Here is a 16479-nt window from a genome sequence, read left to right on the forward strand (position 1 = left end):
GAGGTCAAGAGGCACCGTCACCGTCCTTCCATCGCCGCCATCACCCAGCGCGTCATTTCGCTGCGCGCCAGAAACGCCAGCGCCGCGCGCCGCAGCTCGGGCGCGTCACCCTTGCCGTGCGCTACCGCGACGAGGAGATCGCAGCCGCGTGAGACTGCGACGCCGATCGCAGTGTGCGGCACGCCGCTGGACATTTTGAGATCATAGGCCCTGATCCGTCCGGCCAAATCGCCGACCCTGACGACATCGCCCGGCGCCAGCGGTGCAAAATGTTCGCTCAACAGATCGAGATCGGCGACCCGATCGACCTCATCATCGTCGGCGACGCCACGGTCGCAATTGCAGAAACCCATTTTCGGCCGAACATAGACTTCGACCTCGCCCCCGCACGCAGCCGCGCCGCAGCGGAAGGCCTTGCCCGCAGGCCAGCCATCGCGGGCAAACGGCCAGGCGATCTCTTGCCACTCGCCTTTCTCTTCGTCTTGGCGCGGCGCGACGTGTTGATAGGCGGCAGCGCCCGATAGCGCACCGAGCGCCACGATGGCTGACACAATGAGCGGCCAACGACGCACCGCTCCCGTCCTCACGGCAGACCGGCGACAGCGCGCGCCGGGCCGGCCAATTCCAGAATGTGCAGGCCGGTATTGGCGCGGTCGACGATGTAGATGTAGCCGCGCTCGTCGGTTTCGACATTGTTGGTCTGGATCGCGACCTTGCAGCGATCCTTGCCGTCGATCTTGACGCAGCGCTTGTCGGTCGCCGCCGTGATCGCCGGAATGAAATAGCCGACTTCCACCGGGTGATAGGGATCGCGAATGTCGAGCGCGCGCACACCGGCATTGAAGAAGGATATGAACGCCATCTTCTTGTAGAAGACCGGCGCCATGCTCTCGTTGGAGGAATGCGCGCCGAACCGCCCTCCCCGTTCGCAGAACGCCCCGCTCGCTTCCGACACCGTGTAACTCGATATCATCATCGGCCGGTTCTCGACGGTAACATCGGCGAACCACACCATCTGCCGCGGCTCGTTGCATTCGTTCAAAATCGCCTCATCGACGATCATCACGATGTCGCGGGTCTTGCCGTCCTTGTCGCGGGCGAATTCCGCGATCGGCATGCCCGGCATCGGAAACGTCGTGTGGGCGCCGTTGAATGCCGACATCGCCAGCCGTGCAATTTCCGGGATCCGCAGATTGTCCGCGGTCGGCTCCCTGGGCCCGTTGAGCAATTTCTCGCGATCGACGATCTGCAGGAAGCCGCCCTTGTTGGTGCCGTAGCCGAAATAGACCCGGTTGGCGGAAGGCCCGGTCGAGATCGGTCCGTGCAGTTCGGTCGGCACCGCACCCGTCGAGCCGGGCTCCTGGCCGGGCAGGCCGAAATCGCGGATCTTCTGCGGATGCGCGGGATCGGAGAGATCGTAGACTTGCGTCATGCGGCGGGTGCGCCAGTCTGGCGCGCCCGACACCAGGAAGGCAATGCCGGTGTCGCATTCCCACCAGTTCTTGTGCGTGTCCTTTAATCCGGCGATCCGCGTCACCAGCACGGGATTGGCGGGATCGGCCACGTTCCAGATCTCATGCGCCTCACCGCCAAAAGTCCGCAGCATGTAGACCGCGTTGCGGTCGCCCTTCGGCAGCGCCTTGCCGTCGCAGATCCGCACCATCTGCGCGCCGCCCGCTTCATACTTGCCTTCCTGGCCCGGCAGGTGGCGCAAATATCTGGGCTGCGCGGGATCGGTGACGTCGACGATCGACGTGCCGTTCGGCTCAGTCTTGCCGGTCTGCGGATTGACCGGCGCCGGGATATCATCGCTACCGCCGTGATGGCCGATATAGGCGATCCAGCGGTCGCCCTGATGATGGATGGTCGGCTGATAGGCGCTGCGCGCCTGCAGGTCGCTGGTACCAACCAGCTTCATGTTGAGCGCTTCGGGCGGCGCGCCGATCACCTGTTGCTGCGCGGAAGCGATGGCTGGGTATACGAGGAAATAAATCGAGAACGAGGCTGCGAGTTTAAGGCGACCGCTCATGTTCCACCCGACTGTTCAAGGCCAATCTGCGCTGGCTGAGCGCACGATAACACAGCGGTGGGCAGCGCCCAACACACGCCCTTGACATGCAACCTTTTGGTTGCCTATTATCCAACCCATGGATGAAGTCTTCAAAGCGCTTGCCGATGCGTCGCGGCGCTCGCTGCTGGACAGGCTTCACGCCAACAACGGACAGACACTGAACGAACTCTGCGACGGCCTCGCCATGACGCGGCAGGCGGTTACAAAACACCTTGGGATTCTCGAAGCGGCCAACCTCGTCACCACGCTCAGGCATGGCCGCGAGAAGCTGCACTACATCAATCCGGTTCCGATCCATCAGATCGGCGAACGCTGGATCAAGAAATTCGAGCGCGGGAAACTTACAGCGCTCAGCGAGTTGAAACGGCAATTGGAGAAGCGTGATGAGTAAGTCCGAGGGCAGTGTCGTGAACGTCGGTAACTTCAAGCCGGCGATCGTCTACACAATCTATATTGCGTCAACGCCGGAGAAGGTGTGGGAGGCGCTGACACGCGCGGAATTTTCCAGGAAGTATTTCTCCGGCCATGCGGTCGAGGTCGACCTCAGGGTGGGCGGCGCCTTCATCATGCGCACGCCTGACGGCGCCCTGCATATTTCGGGCGAGGTGATCGAATGCGCCCCCCTGAAGAAGCTCACCGTCACCTTCAACGTCAACTGGCCGGCGCTGGTGGAAAAGCTCGGGCCGACGCTTGTCACGTACGAGATCGAGCAGACCGGCGACGCGGTGAAGCTGACGATGCTGCAGTCGCACGATCGAGAGATCAGTGACGATATCCTTTCGGGCGGCCGCACCGGCTGGCCGGCGATCCTGTCGAGCCTCAAGAGCCTGCTGGAGACCGGCAATGCGATGGTGATCAAGATGCAGCCGCCGGAACGGATGCTGGCCGCGCTGCAGGAAATGGGCATCGGAACGCCGTAGGTCGAACGCCCCCGAAACATCGAAGGACAAGCGAAAAAGCTATTCGACGATTTGCGATCGGCTGACTACCTTCACAACCTCGACAAGCAAACGTTCGCGGGACAGGGCCGCGCACTTCCCGGCAGAGCTCAACGCCATCCATGCCTTCCGCGAAGGAAACGGCCGCTCGCAGGCCGATGTGATCAGTGGCCTCATTGAATGATGGCCTCACACGCCGCCTGCGCCCGAAGCGCAACGACCGTGCAGTTCCTCACCCCACCGGCGCAATGATCCGCCGGTAGAGATGCCAGGTGGTGTGGCCGAGCACCGGCAGCGTCACCACCAGGCCGAGGAAGTACGGCACCGCCGAGACGGCAAGCAGGACTACGATGAGGGCGGCCCAGCCGATCATCGGCAGCGGGCTCATCACTACCGCGCGCACGCTGGTGATCATCGCGGTGACGAAATCGACGTCGCGGTCGAGCAATAGCGGAAACGACACCACGGAGAGCGAAAACAGGATCAGCGACAGCGCCGCGCCGACCGCGTTGCCGATGGCGAGAAACAGCAGCCCTTCGTTGGTGGTGAGCACCACCGTGATGAACTCGCGCAGGCTGGAGAACGAGGCGTTGAGCCCGAGCAGCAGCGCGATCAACAGCCGCACCTGGTACATCCAGATCACGAAGACGAACAGCGTGACGAACGCCATCCAGCCGATCTCGCTCCGCGTCCGCACGGTGGCCGAGATCGCGCCAATCGAAATCGGCTGCCCCGCTTCGCGCCGCCGGCTGACCTCGTAAAGGCCTGTGGCGACGAACGGGCCGATCATCGCGAAGCCGGCGGCGAGCGGATAGGCCAGATAGATCATCCCGAACGCGGTCAGGCAAAGCACGATCGCGATGCCGCCGGCGGCATAGAACGCGCCGAAGGCGAGGCCATAGAGCGGCACCGCCTGAAAATCCCGCAACCCCTGGCTCAGCGCTTCGGCGATGTCGGCCGCCGATATGCGCCGCACCACGGGATCGACCTTGCCGGAGATCGATGTCATCGATCCCTCCGTTTGTTTGCTGCGCATTGAGGCAGGGCGGCAAGGAAGATGTGTTGATCTCGGTCAACATTTGAGCGGAAGCGGCTAGGCACGCTCCCTCGGTGGTCGTCCCTGCGAACGCAGGGACCCATACGCCGCGGCGGCCGTTTTGAACAATGCTGGTCGACGACTTGTGCGCAACAACAAAGGTCGGTGGTTATGGGTCCCTGCGTTCGCAGGGACGACGGCGAGGGTTGTGCTCCCTCCTCATGGTGCGGGGATTGTAGTCGATCGCTTGTCAGGACCGGGATACGAGCAGCAGGGCGACAACAAGATTTGCCATGAATAGCATCGCATCGATGGCAAAAATCCGAAGCATCGGGCCCCTCAACACGGGCCAATACGCCACCCCGACCCGTCCGCCGCGCATCAGGACCGGGAGGTTGTAGGCGAACTGGCTGAAGTGGCACGCGGCAAAGAACAGGAACAACGCAAGCTGCGCGTCGTCAGCCTGAAAGAAGGGCGGCCGGAACAACAGGAGATACAGGGACAGAAGGCCGATCGGGAGATTGATCCCGCCGAGAAAGGCCACGCTGGCCGACAAGGTCGGAGCGATCGGATTTCCGCGCTCCTCCCGCGGCACCAGGATCTTCAGCGTGTTGCCCTGGGCGATGCCGAACTGGATGAAGGCCGCGCCAAACCAGAGCGTGTTGAGGAGCAGGATAAAGTCCGAGAATCGCATGGCTACTTTCCGTAGAACGCCTCGCTGCGCACCACACGGCCGGCGCCGTCGAAGTCCATGAACTCGCTGGCGCGGCTTTCGCCCAGTTGCCACCACACCGTCAGGCGCGCGATCGTATCGTCCCAGCTCCAGCTCAGGATTTTCAGGTCCGCGCTCTCGATGCCGCCGTAAGCCCTCTGCCAGTAGGCGCGGATGTTCTCGGCGCCTGGGACTACCGGGGATTCCGTCAATTTGAGCGCCAACGGGCTGCGCATCTCGGCGTTTTCGGCGAAGTGCGAAACGACCGCGTCGATATCGACCTTGCGCCAGTTCGCGCACCACGCCTCGACAAAGCGTCCGGCCGCCGCGCGGTCCATTGTCTGTCCGCTCATGCTTGCGCCCTCCCTCGGTGCAACTGCGGAAGAGATGACACAGGGCGACTATCACGTCAACTATATTGACCTGAGAAAACTGTCAGTTGTTGTCGGCAATGACCCCCATGACGGCCATCCAGGCGGCAGCGCCGGGTGGGCCGACACGATCGAACGCCTCGCGCAGAACCTTGCGCTCATGGCCCGATGCCCGTTGCTCAATGCGTTTTCCTGCTTCCGTCAGCCGCAGCAATTTGGAGCGATGCTGCTCGGGCGACCGCTTCGATGTCAGGAGTTTACGTTGCAGCAACAGGTTTAGCGGCCGATTCACGGCTTGCTTGGATATGCCGAGCACCTCGATCAGCGCGCCGATCGAGATGTCGGGCTGTCGCGCAACCACGTAGAGAATGCGATGGTGCGGACGTGAGAGGCCGAGCGTGGCGAGATACTGGTCGGCCGAGAGCGTCATGCCGCGCCAGCCGTAATACATGAGCTCAAGCGCCGCATCCAGATCGTGGAACTTCGTGAGCGAGGCGCGATGCAAGCCCGCAGCGCGCTTGGCAGCTTTCTTCATTTGCCCCTCGAACCAATGCTAGCCCAGTGCCCGCAATTCGCGCCGCAACACCTTGCCCGTCGCCGTCATCGGCAGCGTCTCGGCAAACTGCACGAAGCGCGGGTATTCGTGGGCGGCGAGCTGCACTTTCACGAATTCCTGGATCTCGCGCGCCAGTTCATCGCTCGCCGCAAAGCCCGGGCGCAGCACGATCCATGCCTTGATCGACTCGGTGCGGATCGGATCTGGAATGCCGACCACCGCCGACATCGCCACCGCCGGATGCTTCATCAGCGTGTGCTCGATCTCGGACGGGCCGACGCGATAGCCGGCGGTGGTGATGACGTCGTCCTCGCGGCTGACGTACCAGAAATAGCCGTCCTCATCCTGCACGCCGAGATCCCCGGTCAGCAAGAACTCGCCGGCGTATTTTTTCGCGGTCGCTTCCGGATTGCGCCAATATTCGATCATGGTGCACGGACAGGGCTGGCGCACACCGATGATGCCACGCTGTCCTCGCGGCAACTCCTCGCCCTTGTCGTTGACGATGCGCACGTCGAAGCCCGGCGTCGCCTTGCCCATCGAGCCGGGACGGATCGGAAACAGTTTTGAATTACTGCCGATTACCAGATTGCATTCGGTCTGGCCGAACACTTCATGCGCGTCGATGCCGAAGGTGTCGCGGACCCAGTCCAGCAATTCGCCGCCGAGCGATTCACCGCCGGTGAAAATGCTGCGGAGTTTTACACCCGGATGCTTGACGTTTGCCTGCCGCATCAGCTTTAGCGCTGTCGGCGGCAGGAACACGTTGCGGATGCCGTGCTCGGCCATCATTTGCATGGCCGCCTGTGGCTCGAATTTTCGCGCGCGATGCCCGACAATCGGCACGCCATGATACCAGAAGGCGAACAGCGCGTTGATCAAGCCGCCGATCCAGGCCCAGTCGGCCGGCGTCCACATCAGGTCGCCGGGTTTTGGCATGAAGTCGTGGCACATCTCGACATTCGGCAGATGGCCGAGCACCACGCGATGGGCGTGCAGCGCGCCCTTCGGATTGCCCGTCGTGCCCGAGGTGTAAATGATCAAGGCGGGATCATCCGCCGAGGTATCGACGGTGGGGAACACATCGTCCGCCGCCTCGATCGCCGGCCAGAAAGGTTTTGCGCCGGCATGCGCGATGCTGGTGGTGACGTAGATATCCTGAAGATAGGGCAGCCGGTCGCGAATTTTCGTGAGCTTCTCCCAGCCAGCCTCGTCGGTAATGATGGCCCTGGCACCGGAATTCGACAGGCGGAATTCCAGCGCGTCCTCGCCGAACAGCGCAAACAGCGGGATCGAGATCAGGCCGGAGCGAAACGCCGCAAGATGCGCGATCGGCAATTCCAGCGACTGCGACAGGAACACCGCGACACGGTCGCCGCGCGAGAGGCCATCGGCCTTCAGCACATTGGCGAAACGGCGCGACATCTCGGCGACCTCGTCGAACGAGGTGCGCGTGGTGGCGCCGTCCTCATCGACATAGATCAGCGCCAGCCGGCCCGTACCGTCCGCATGCCGGTCGCAGCACGCGGTCGCCATGTTGAAGCGATCGGGAATATCCCAGCGGAAGTTGCGGTAGAGTTCGTCGTAGGTCGAGGCTTCGGTTAGCATGGCCTTGGCGTTTCCGTCTTTCCGTCATAGCCGGGCATAGTAGTCTGCTTTTGCGCAGACTACGTACACTTGTCTGCTCTGCGCTCCCGGCCATCCACGTTCTTGCTTTGTCGTAAGTTTAAGGACGTGGATGCCCGGGACAAGCCCGGACATGACGTGGAGAGACGTTTTTGTCGCCCCTGACTCAAGGCGCCCGCGCCTTCTCCATCGCAAGCTCAGCCTCGAGGCTTGCGACGTCGCGATAGATCGAGGCGACCGCGAGCACGCGGCCACGGCTCTTGTACTGCAGCAGGCAATCCTTGCCGGCGATGTCGCCGTCGACGGCGATTTCGTCCCATTTCTCGGCGTGACCGACATAGTTGATCGGCACGTCGTAGTGCTGGCTCCAGAAGAACGGCACCGCATGGAACGGCTCGCGCTGCCCAAGCATGTTTCGCGCCGCGGTCTGGCCCTGGCGCTCGGCCACCACCCAATGTTCGACGCGAATGGTCTCAAGGGAATGTGGATCGGGCCAGCGCGCAATGTCGCCAGCGGCGTAGACGCCGGGAACGCTGGTTTCCAGATAGGCGTTGACGGTGACGCCCCGATCGATCGCCAGCCCGGCCTGCTCGGCCAATCCAAGACGGGGCCGCACGCCGACGCCAACCACGACGATATCGGCCTCGATCGCGCCGCCGCTTTTCAACGTCGCGCGCTTGCCGTCGATCGCGGTGACGGTGTCGCCGAGATGGAAGATGACGCCATGCTCTTCATGCAGGGCGCGGACGAAGTCGCCCATCTCGGGCCCCAGCACGCGCTCCATCGGCCGCTGCTCCAGCCCGACGACGTGAACCTCGATATTTCTGGCGCGCAACGAGGCAGCGGCTTCGAGCCCGATAAAGCTCGCGCCGATCACGACCGCGCGCCGGGCGCCATCGGCCAATGCGATGATGGCGCGGGAATCGGCCAGCGAGCGCAGCACGTGCACATGGGACTGGTCCGCGCCCGGTATCGGCAGGTGCACCGGCTCCGCGCCGGTCGCCAGCAGCAAGCGGTCGTAGGGGATGGTTTCGCTGCCAGCCGTGACGACATGGCGCGCGCTGGTATCGATTGAGGTGACCTCGGTGTTGAGCCGCAGGTCGATCTTCACCTCGGTGTAGAATTCATCCGGCCGCAGCGGCAGCCAGTCCTCCGGCGCGCTGCCGGCGAGATAGTCTTTTGACAGGTTCGGCCGATCGACCGGCGCTGCGGCGTCATTGCTCAGCATGACGATGCTGCCGCGATATTCCTGCCGCCGCAGCATCTCGGCTGCGGCAAAGCCCGCCGCGCCACCGCCGACGATCACGATCCGGCCGGGCGCGTCGGTGGCGCCCTTCACCCGCGGCTTGGGCTGTTCACGCTTCTCCCGAACGAAGATGCGGCCATCTTCGAGCTCGACCTTCCAGACCGCGACCGGACTGAGCGCCGGCGCCCTTGTGGCTTCGCCGGTGCGCAAATCGAAACAGGCGTGATGCCAGGGACAGCGGATGCCCTCCCCGGTCACGAGGCCTTCGGCGAGCGGCCCGTGATAATGAGTGCAATGCGCGCCGATCGCAAAAATCTCGGAGCCCGAACGCACCAGCAACACTTCATCCTCGCCGACATGGCCGAGCAAGGTCTCATCGGCGAACTCGGACAGGGTTATGCCCTTTGACAGATCGGGACCGGCGGGTGGCGCTTGCTGGTCGGCCATATCTTCCTCCGCTATGTCTTGCTCCGCTCGCGTCTACGTCGCCATTCCCAGAAATTCCTGACGGGTCAGCGCATTGTCGCGAAAGCAGCCCAGCATACGGCTGGTCACGAGATCGGTGTCCGGCTTGTGCACGCCACGCGTCGTCATGCAGTGGTGCGCCGCCTTGATAACGACGCCGACGCCCTGCGGTTTCAAGACGTCGTTGATGGTGTTGGCAATTTGCGCCGTCATTTTCTCCTGAATCTGCAGGCGCCGCGCATAGACGTCGACCACGCGCGCCAGCTTGCTTATGCCCACCACGCGGCCATTTGGAATGTAGGCCACCCAGGCCTGACCTGTGATCGGCGCCATGTGATGCTCGCAATGGCTCTCGAAACGGATGCCGCGCAGCACGATCATCTCGTCATAGCCCTCGATCTCCTCGAAGGTCCTCTCCAGGATCTCGACCGGGTCCTCACCGTACCCTGCGAAGAATTCCTCGAACGAGCGCGTTACACGCGCCGGCGTCTCACGCAGGCCGTCCCGTTCGGGATCTTCGCCGGTCCATCGGATGATGGTGTGCACGGCCGACTCGACCTCGGCCCTGCTCGGCCTCTGGATCTCGGACAGCGACGCTCTTGCGCGATCCAGCGCATGTACGTTCGGATTCATTGAGATGCCTTTCCAAGACGATTGCCAAGGGAGTTTGAACCTATTGGATGTCACGTCGGCGGAAAGGTTCCCGATCGCGGACGGTCCTCCCGCTTCAGCCGCGGCAATGTGTGCCGAGGGGTCCGCTTACCGGCCGGGTGCAGGCATGGTATCAAGACTTGCTGGAGGACCGCCTGAACGCATTGCGGTCATTCGCTGGACGCCGTGTTTCGCTTAAGCGGCTGATCGGTCGAATCCTCTCGCTGCGCTCAAGCGGTCGACGCGAAGCGTGGACCGACGGGAGCACAATCATGAAAACGTTGCTGCTGGTGCTTTCCATGGTTGCCGGCGCGCGGGATGCGACCGCGCAGGAGGACGCACAATGCGTCCGCGAACGCGCCGCCATGGTCGAAACCATCAAGGACTACGCCCGGTCCCACACCGTTGTTTCGGGACAGCAGGGTTTTTCGGAGCGGGTCCTTGAGGCCATGGGGCAAACCAAACGCCATCTGTTCATTCCCGAGCGATCCTGCTCGATCGCATACGCGGACATGCCGGTTCCGATCGGCCGCGGCCAGACCATATCGCAGCCATTCATCGTGGCCTTGATGACAGCGTTGGCAGAGGTCGCGCCCGATCATGTCGTGCTCGAAGTCGGTACGGGTTCGGGCTACCAGGCCGCCATCCTCGCGCACCTCGCGCGAAAGGTCTGCACCATCGAGATTATCCCTGCATTGGCCGAGGCCGCCACGAAAACACTCAAAGACCTTGGGTATGACAATGTGAGCGTCAGGCTTGGCGACGGCTATGCTGGCTGGCCCGAATGCGGTCCGTTTGACGCCATCGTGGTGACCGCCGCGCTCGGGGAGGTGCCGCCGCCGCTCATTGAGCAGCTTAAAGTGGGCGGCCGGCTCGTCATGCCGGTGGGAGGTTACGGCACTCAGCACCTTACGGTCGTCGAGAAGATCGCCCCTGAAAAGACAACAACGCGCGCCGTCGCCCCCGTGCGGTTCGTGCCCTTCACGCGCTCACCGAGCCGGTAACGGCAGCCCGGATGAAGCGAGGTCAGGACGACAATGCCGCCTTCACCATGCCGCTGGCTTTACCGAAATCCATCTGGCCGGCGAACTTTGCGCGCAGCACGCCGATCACCTTGCCCATGTCCTTCATGCCGCTCGCGCCGGTCTCGGCGATCGCGGCTGATATCACGGCCTTCATCTCATCCTCCGACATCTGCTTCGGCAGATAGGCCGAGATGATCGCGATCTCCTCGCGTTCCTGCGCGGCAAGCTCGGCGCGGCCGCCCTTGTCGTAGAGCTCGACCGATTCCTGGCGCTGCTTGATCATTTTTTGAAACACGCCAAGCAGATCGGCGTCCGACAGCGGCGGCTTGCCTTCCCCGCGCGCGGCGATGTCGGCGTTCTTGATGGTCGAATTGACCATGCGCAGCGTGGAGAGCTTTCGCTCGTCCTTCGCCTTCATGGCGTCCTTGACCGCGTTGTTGATGTCGTCGCGCAGCATTTTTCAGTCCTTCGGCTTTTCAGAGCCCTGATCTAGGCCGTCCCCGGCAATGAAACAATGCCAATGGCCCGTTTCTACAGTTCGTTGCTGATCCGCGTTGCCAAGTAAGAATTTCGGGCAGTATCCCAGTTTGAATTGTTCGAAGAGCGGCTACCAGCAGGCCGTGTATACGTCGTCCTCGACCTCAGAGACGATTCCCGCATTGTCTGTCCGCCAATACACGCCCCAATCAACGACGCAGACTATGACGGCGTCTTGAATGCGGGCGTAGCGGCGACCGAGGCCATGTGCCCCCTTGATTTCATAGCCGTGCTGCGCCAGCGAAGTCAGCAATTCGGTTTCTGGGATGCCGGTCGGAAACGCGGCACGGACGCGCTGGCGATAAACGTCTTTCCCGTCAGGCAGCCCATGTCGAAAAAAGCCTGCAGTGATGTCACGAATAATAGGTGGGCGGCCAAACCAACACAAAGCCTCCAGTCCAGCTACGACGATCGCCATACACAGCAAGAGTATTGCCACTCCTGCGGCGCACTTACGCGCCAGTCCCCGCAGGGCATAAAAACGGGACCTAGCTACCTCTTGCTCCGTCACGCCTGATGGTTCTCCTAGTGGTTCGCGGACTTTACAACAAGCGCGATGCTGGAATTTAAAACTGAAACACTACCGAAGAGACAAAGGGCGCACTTACAAGTTTAATGATATTAGCCCTGCAGCCATTCGACCAGTGCGTCCGCGGTCGCCTCAGGCTGTTCCGGCTGCGGCAGGTGACCGCAATTGGGCAGGATCACGAGCTTTGCGTTGTGAAGGTTGTCGGCCATCTCGACCGACAGCGCGTTCGGGATGGTGTTGTCCTCGTCGCCCGAAAGCACCAGCGTCGGGCATTTGATCGCCGCCAATATCGGCCGAGAATCCGGCCGGCTGATGATGGCCTCCTGCTGGCGCACGAAGCCTTCCGCCCCGACATCTTCGCCCATGTCGTAAATGAGCCGGCGCAGGTCCGCATCCTCGCGGCGCGACGGGTGGACGAAGCCGCGAAACAGCTCGTCCAGCACGGCGCGGTATTCGCCGCTTTTCGCACGCGCCATCATGGTTCGGCGGCGGGCGGTCGCCTCCGGCGTATCGGGCCGTGCCTGGGTGTTGAGCAGCGCCAGTTTTGCCACCCGCTCGGGCGCCTGCCGCATGACCTCGAAGGCGATATAGCCGCCCATCGAATGGCCGGCGAGCGCGAAGCGCGGCGGCGCCTCGGCCAGAATCCGCCGCGCGATCAGGGCCATATGGTCGTCGCGGATGTGGTTGGCGATCGTCACCGGGCCGAACCGCCACAGTGCCGGCAGCACAGGGGCATAGATCCGCGGCGAGCTGACCAGGCCGGGGACGAGCAGGATCGGCATCGAATTGTCCATGCCCGGCTCCGGATTGGGGGCAAAAGCTCGCAAAAGTGTGGAAAAGCCCCGTCTAGGGCCGCGGAACCGGCTGTCAAATATGCGGCAAACGCATGTGAATCCCTTGCTTTTCTTGGCCATCCGGCTTTGACGCGCAGGGGCGCTTGCGACTATGAAGTGCGCTCATGACAACATCTGAAAACGCCTCAGCCTGGCCGGACCACAAACCGACCGCGCTCCTCGTGCTTGCCGACGGTACCGTGCTGGAGGGCTTTGGCCTCGGCGCGGAAGGCCACGCCGTCGGCGAGGTCTGCTTCAACACCGCGATGACCGGCTATGAGGAGATCCTGACAGATCCCTCCTATGCCGGGCAGCTCATCACCTTCACCTTCCCGCATATCGGCAATGTCGGCACCAATGACGAAGATATCGAAACGGTGAACATGGCGGCGACGCCGGGCGCGCGCGGCATGATCCTGCGCTCGGCCATATCAGATCCATCGAACTACCGCGCGACAAAACATCTCGACCAGTGGCTGCGCGCCCGCGGCATCATCGGCCTCTTCGGCATCGATACCCGCGCGCTGACCGCGCTGATCCGCTCCAAGGGCATGCCGAATGCGGTGATCGCCCACGCCAAGAATGGCCAGTTCGATCTGCATGGCATGAAGGAAGAGGCGCGCGAATGGCCGGGCCTCGAAGGCATGGACCTGGTGCCGATGGTCACATCCGCCCAGCGCTTCACCTGGGACGAAACGCCATGGGCCTGGGAAAAGGGTTTTGGCCGGCAGAGCGAACCGGAGTTCAACGTGGTCGCGATCGACTACGGCATCAAGCGCAACATTTTGCGGCTGCTCGCCGGTGAAGGCTGCAAGGTCACGGTGGTGCCGGCGACCACATCGGCCGACGACATTCTGGCAATGAAGCCGGACGGCGTTTTCCTGAGCAACGGCCCGGGCGACCCGGCCGCCACAGGCAAATACGCGGTGCCTGTCATCCAGCAGGTGATTGAATCGGGCACGCCGACCTTCGGCATCTGCCTCGGTCACCAGATGCTGGGGCTCGCCGTCGGCGCCAGGACCATGAAGATGCACCAGGGCCATCACGGCGCCAATCATCCGGTCAAGGACGAGACCACCGGCAAGGTGGAGATCACCTCCATGAACCATGGCTTTGCCGTGGATCAGGCGACGCTGCCGGAAGGCGCGACACAGACCCACATCTCGCTGTTCGACGGCTCCAATTGCGGCATCGAGCTCAAGGGCAAGCCGGTATTCTCGGTGCAGTATCACCCCGAAGCCTCGCCGGGCCCGCGCGACTCGCACTATCTGTTCAAGCGGTTTGCCGATCTGATGCGGGCGAACAAGCGGGCATAAGCGCTCCTACGATTCACTCCATCGTCATGCCCGGACTTGTCCCGGGCATCCACGCTCTTGATGGTATCACCGCAGCCAAGACGCGGATGGCCGGGTCATAGGCGAGCGGAAGCGACGCCGTCCTTCGGACGGTTTTTCCCGGCCATGGCGGGAATCAAGGGAATGACCAAGGATACCGGGCCCGTGCGCACCGAGGGCAAGACGCTCAGCGTTGGCCGCCGCGCCGCCACCGCAGAGGCGCGCATCACCGACGCCAAAGGCCGGCTGCTCGCGCATGCGACGACGACGTGTCTGGTTTTCGAGATTCCAAAGGGAACGTGAGCGGCGGACTTTGGTTTGATCTTGCTACAATTCTGCGATTTCGGAGGAAGGCCCATGTCCGTCGTCAGCGCCGATATCGAGCCCCTCACCTTCAACTTCGAGGATGACGGCCTCGTGCCGAACAGCCCGATGCCGTTCCTGGTCTACAAGGGCGCGGTCGATGTCGCCAACGATCATCCGGAAAAGACCATCGAGGGGCTGTTCGGCGCCAATGGCTGGGGCGCGATGTGGCGCAACGGCGTGTACGATTATCTGCACTACCATTCGACCGTGCATGAGGCGCTCGGCGTCGCCCGTGGGCATGCGCGGGTGCAGTTCGGCGGTGACCGCGGCAAGCCACTCGATATCTCTGCCGGCGACGTCGCGATCCTGCCGGCGGGGACCGGGCATCAGTTGATCTCGGCAAGCGAGGACTTTTGTGTGGTCGGCGCCTATCCTCCGGGGCCCCCGATGCAGATCACGCGGCCGACGCCGGGAAACCATGCGAAGGCGTTGAAGACCATCCCGCAAGTAAAGCTGCCGAAGACCGATCCGGTGCAGGGAGAGAATGGCCCGCTGGTCCGGCTATGGAAGCGCAGCGCGGCTTAAACGACTGCGCCCGTCATTTGGGAGGCTGCAATTCGCCTTTGATCCAGCCAACAGCGTTGGATTCGAGCGGATCGTACGCCACCGTCCTGGTTTCGGTGTGGCCGCATTTTGCGCATTCGAACGTGCGTTGCTCCAAACCTTCCGGCCCATCCGAAACGGCAGTCGTGATCATCCGCGCCTCGCAATCGGGGCAACGCGGCCGCATCGGCAGGAGCTCTGGAGGGGGTCTTTCCGGGGCTAGCATGACACTCACCCAGCGTTGAGTTGAACCTACGGCGCCTGCAATTCGCGCGCCGCCAACCTTTACATAGGCCTAATCTAACCAGTGAAAACGCCCTTCGATCCGTCCAATACCCGACACTTGGGATAGTAGCTGCAAATATATCCGCCGAACTGTCCGATACCCGACTATCCGCCGAGAATTAATTAGCTATTGCCGGTAGTTGCGCCCATTGTGGGTCTATCGCCGGCTTCAGCCCTTAGGCATCGGCGACGGAGAGAGTTGAAGCTCCCGCCTATGTCGCGTTGGAGCTACTGTGGCCGCTGAAAATCACATTCTGAGCTTGCTGGATGCTTCAGCGCTGGCCCTGCTGAAACCGCACATGCGAACGATTGCGGTCGAACATGGCGAGTTGCTCCACAACTCATCGTCGGAAATCGAGTTCGCCTTTTTCCCGCGCTCCTGCATCATTTCCGTTCTCGCCAGCACCGACCAGGGCGCGACCGCCGAGACCTCCATCGTCGGCCGCGAGGGCATGATCGGATCCTCCACCATCCACGGCATCACGACTTCGTTTGCAGATTCGATCGTGCAGGTCGCCGGCGAAGCCGTCCGCATCCCTGCCGCGGAAGTTCATCGGGCCGGACGGGAGAGCGAAAGCTTCCGAAAGACCGTTGCTTTGTTCGATCTCTCCTTGCTCGCGCAGTCGCAGCAATCGACCGCCTGCCAGGCGCTGCACCAGGTGGAAAACCGGGCGGCGCGCTGGCTCATGCAGTGCAGGAAACGGCTGGGCAGCAACGACATCCGCCTGACCCAGGAGTTCTTCGGACAGATGCTCGGGGTTCAACGCACCACCATCAATCTGGTCGAGCGCACCCTGCAGAATGCCGGTCTCATTCAGATCGGCCGGGGCCGCATTTCCATCCTCGACGCCAAGGGGCTGGAGGCTGTCTCATGCGACTGTTACGAGCGCATCGAGAAGCGGTACGAGGAGCTATTGGGCCCGCTCGAGTAAATTTTTCCTGCCGCCGGAAGTAGTGTCGGATACCCGACACTCTAAGGCAATTTGCCCCTGCCAGCCACAGGGCCCCTGACAGCCCAGCGCTCGCAATTGATCCAGGGCTAGCGCCGTCATCCGCGGCGGGCGATCGGCAAGTTCGAGTTGGCTGAAACATCCGCTGCCTGCTCGCCCGAAGACAGCCGCATCGCGGCGACCCGGGCGACAAAAAGTCCGATGACGAGATTTGCCCGTTCAGTTTCCAGCCTGTCACGGATCGGCCCGATCGGCTCGGTCGCGCACATGATCTTGATGCAATCGAGGGTGCGGGACAATGATTCGACCACTGCCAGAATCGGCTCGATGGACGGCGGCGCGGCCGGTGGCTCCGACACGTCTTCAAACTTCGGGCCACGAAATTCAATCACTTTCTGCATCGTT

The 16479-nt window shown here is 62.6% G+C and carries 20 protein-coding genes and 1 pseudogene; 8 read left to right on the top strand and 13 right to left on the bottom strand.

Features of this window, described 5'->3' with window-relative positions:
* Positions 1 to 17: 17 nt before the first annotated feature.
* Together V1293_RS17790 and V1293_RS17795 are read right to left on the bottom strand one after the other, a co-directional pair.
* Entirely contained in the window at positions 18 to 572 is a 555-nt protein-coding gene (locus tag V1293_RS17790; protein WP_334511175.1) for a hypothetical protein, read from the bottom strand.
* Between the two features lie 11 nt (positions 573 to 583).
* On the bottom strand, positions 584 to 2029 hold the full coding sequence (locus tag V1293_RS17795) for an LVIVD repeat-containing protein (protein WP_334511176.1): 1446 nt from the start codon (positions 2027 to 2029) through the stop codon (positions 584 to 586).
* 118 nt (positions 2030 to 2147) lie between these two features.
* Between V1293_RS17795 and V1293_RS17800 the strand changes: the two genes are divergently transcribed.
* The 3 genes from V1293_RS17800 (at position 2148) to V1293_RS17810 (ending at position 3193) form a co-directional block, all read left to right on the top strand.
* Positions 2148 to 2462: an ArsR/SmtB family transcription factor gene (locus V1293_RS17800; RefSeq protein WP_334511177.1), complete on the top strand. Its 315-nt coding sequence runs from the start codon at positions 2148 to 2150 to the stop codon at positions 2460 to 2462.
* A 16-nt stretch (positions 2463 to 2478) separates the two neighbouring features.
* A complete protein-coding gene (locus tag V1293_RS17805; RefSeq protein WP_334516776.1) occupies positions 2479 to 2991 on the top strand; it encodes an SRPBCC family protein in 513 nt (170 codons plus the stop codon).
* A gap of 61 nt (positions 2992 to 3052) precedes the next feature.
* Entirely contained in the window at positions 3053 to 3193 is a 141-nt protein-coding gene (locus V1293_RS17810) for a Fic family protein (RefSeq protein WP_334516777.1), read from the top strand.
* Between the two features lie 48 nt (positions 3194 to 3241).
* On the opposite strand, the gene V1293_RS17815 is transcribed toward V1293_RS17810, so the two are convergent.
* From V1293_RS17815 to folE, 7 genes are all read right to left on the bottom strand, one after another.
* Entirely contained in the window at positions 3242 to 4018 is a 777-nt protein-coding gene (locus V1293_RS17815) for a DUF2189 domain-containing protein (protein ID WP_334511178.1), read from the bottom strand.
* A 277-nt stretch (positions 4019 to 4295) separates the two neighbouring features.
* A complete protein-coding gene (locus V1293_RS17820) occupies positions 4296 to 4739 on the bottom strand; it encodes a hypothetical protein (RefSeq protein WP_334511179.1) in 444 nt (147 codons plus the stop codon).
* A 2-nt stretch (positions 4740 to 4741) separates the two neighbouring features.
* Positions 4742 to 5110, bottom strand: coding sequence for a nuclear transport factor 2 family protein (locus V1293_RS17825; RefSeq protein WP_334511180.1), 369 nt, complete (start codon positions 5108 to 5110; stop codon positions 4742 to 4744).
* 82 nt (positions 5111 to 5192) lie between these two features.
* Positions 5193 to 5663, bottom strand: a complete 471-nt coding sequence (locus V1293_RS17830) for a MarR family winged helix-turn-helix transcriptional regulator (RefSeq protein WP_334511181.1) — start codon at positions 5661 to 5663, stop codon at positions 5193 to 5195.
* 18 nt (positions 5664 to 5681) lie between these two features.
* Positions 5682 to 7292, bottom strand: a complete 1611-nt coding sequence (locus tag V1293_RS17835; protein WP_334511182.1) for an acyl-CoA synthetase — start codon at positions 7290 to 7292, stop codon at positions 5682 to 5684.
* A 184-nt stretch (positions 7293 to 7476) separates the two neighbouring features.
* Positions 7477 to 9003 (bottom strand): FAD-dependent oxidoreductase, encoded by a 1527-nt coding sequence (locus V1293_RS17840; RefSeq protein ID WP_334511183.1) that lies wholly within the window; start codon positions 9001 to 9003, stop codon positions 7477 to 7479.
* Positions 9004 to 9036: 33 nt separating this feature from the next.
* Positions 9037 to 9654, bottom strand: coding sequence for a GTP cyclohydrolase I FolE (folE, locus tag V1293_RS17845; protein ID WP_334511184.1), 618 nt, complete (start codon positions 9652 to 9654; stop codon positions 9037 to 9039).
* Positions 9655 to 9971: 317 nt separating this feature from the next.
* Here folE and V1293_RS17850 point away from each other — a divergent pair, with 317 nt between their 5' ends.
* Positions 9972 to 10676, top strand: coding sequence for a protein-L-isoaspartate(D-aspartate) O-methyltransferase (locus V1293_RS17850; RefSeq protein ID WP_442894357.1), 705 nt, complete (start codon positions 9972 to 9974; stop codon positions 10674 to 10676).
* 22 nt (positions 10677 to 10698) lie between these two features.
* On the opposite strand, the gene V1293_RS17855 is transcribed toward V1293_RS17850, so the two are convergent.
* The 3 genes from V1293_RS17855 to V1293_RS17865 form a co-directional block, all read right to left on the bottom strand.
* Positions 10699 to 11154: a GatB/YqeY domain-containing protein gene (locus V1293_RS17855; RefSeq protein WP_334511186.1), complete on the bottom strand. Its 456-nt coding sequence runs from the start codon at positions 11152 to 11154 to the stop codon at positions 10699 to 10701.
* A gap of 150 nt (positions 11155 to 11304) precedes the next feature.
* The gene (locus tag V1293_RS17860) at positions 11305 to 11652 is read right to left on the bottom strand and encodes a hypothetical protein (protein WP_334511187.1); all 348 of its coding nucleotides are present in this window, start codon (positions 11650 to 11652) and stop codon (positions 11305 to 11307) included.
* Between the two features lie 203 nt (positions 11653 to 11855).
* Complete coding sequence (locus V1293_RS17865) at positions 11856 to 12557, bottom strand: alpha/beta fold hydrolase (protein WP_334511188.1); 702 nt, start codon at positions 12555 to 12557, stop codon at positions 11856 to 11858.
* Between the two features lie 164 nt (positions 12558 to 12721).
* Between V1293_RS17865 and carA the strand changes: the two genes are divergently transcribed.
* The 4 genes and pseudogenes from carA (at position 12722) to V1293_RS17885 (ending at position 16056) form a co-directional block, all read left to right on the top strand.
* Positions 12722 to 13912: a glutamine-hydrolyzing carbamoyl-phosphate synthase small subunit gene (gene carA / locus V1293_RS17870; protein ID WP_334511189.1), complete on the top strand. Its 1191-nt coding sequence runs from the start codon at positions 12722 to 12724 to the stop codon at positions 13910 to 13912.
* Positions 13913 to 14065: 153 nt separating this feature from the next.
* Positions 14066 to 14233, top strand: a pseudogene (locus tag V1293_RS17875) (PaaI family thioesterase); the annotation flags it as partial.
* A 54-nt stretch (positions 14234 to 14287) separates the two neighbouring features.
* Positions 14288 to 14821, top strand: a complete 534-nt coding sequence (locus V1293_RS17880) for a cupin domain-containing protein (RefSeq protein WP_334511190.1) — start codon at positions 14288 to 14290, stop codon at positions 14819 to 14821.
* Between the two features lie 536 nt (positions 14822 to 15357).
* On the top strand, positions 15358 to 16056 hold the full coding sequence (locus tag V1293_RS17885) for a Crp/Fnr family transcriptional regulator (RefSeq protein WP_334511191.1): 699 nt from the start codon (positions 15358 to 15360) through the stop codon (positions 16054 to 16056).
* Positions 16057 to 16172: 116 nt separating this feature from the next.
* Here the strand turns inward: V1293_RS17885 and V1293_RS17890 are convergent, their stop codons facing one another.
* Positions 16173 to 16475, bottom strand: coding sequence for a hypothetical protein (locus tag V1293_RS17890; RefSeq protein ID WP_334511192.1), 303 nt, complete (start codon positions 16473 to 16475; stop codon positions 16173 to 16175).
* Positions 16476 to 16479 lie beyond the last annotated feature (4 nt).

The organism is Bradyrhizobium sp. AZCC 1693, assembly GCF_036924745.1.
Classification (GTDB): Bacteria; Pseudomonadota; Alphaproteobacteria; order Rhizobiales; family Xanthobacteraceae; genus Bradyrhizobium.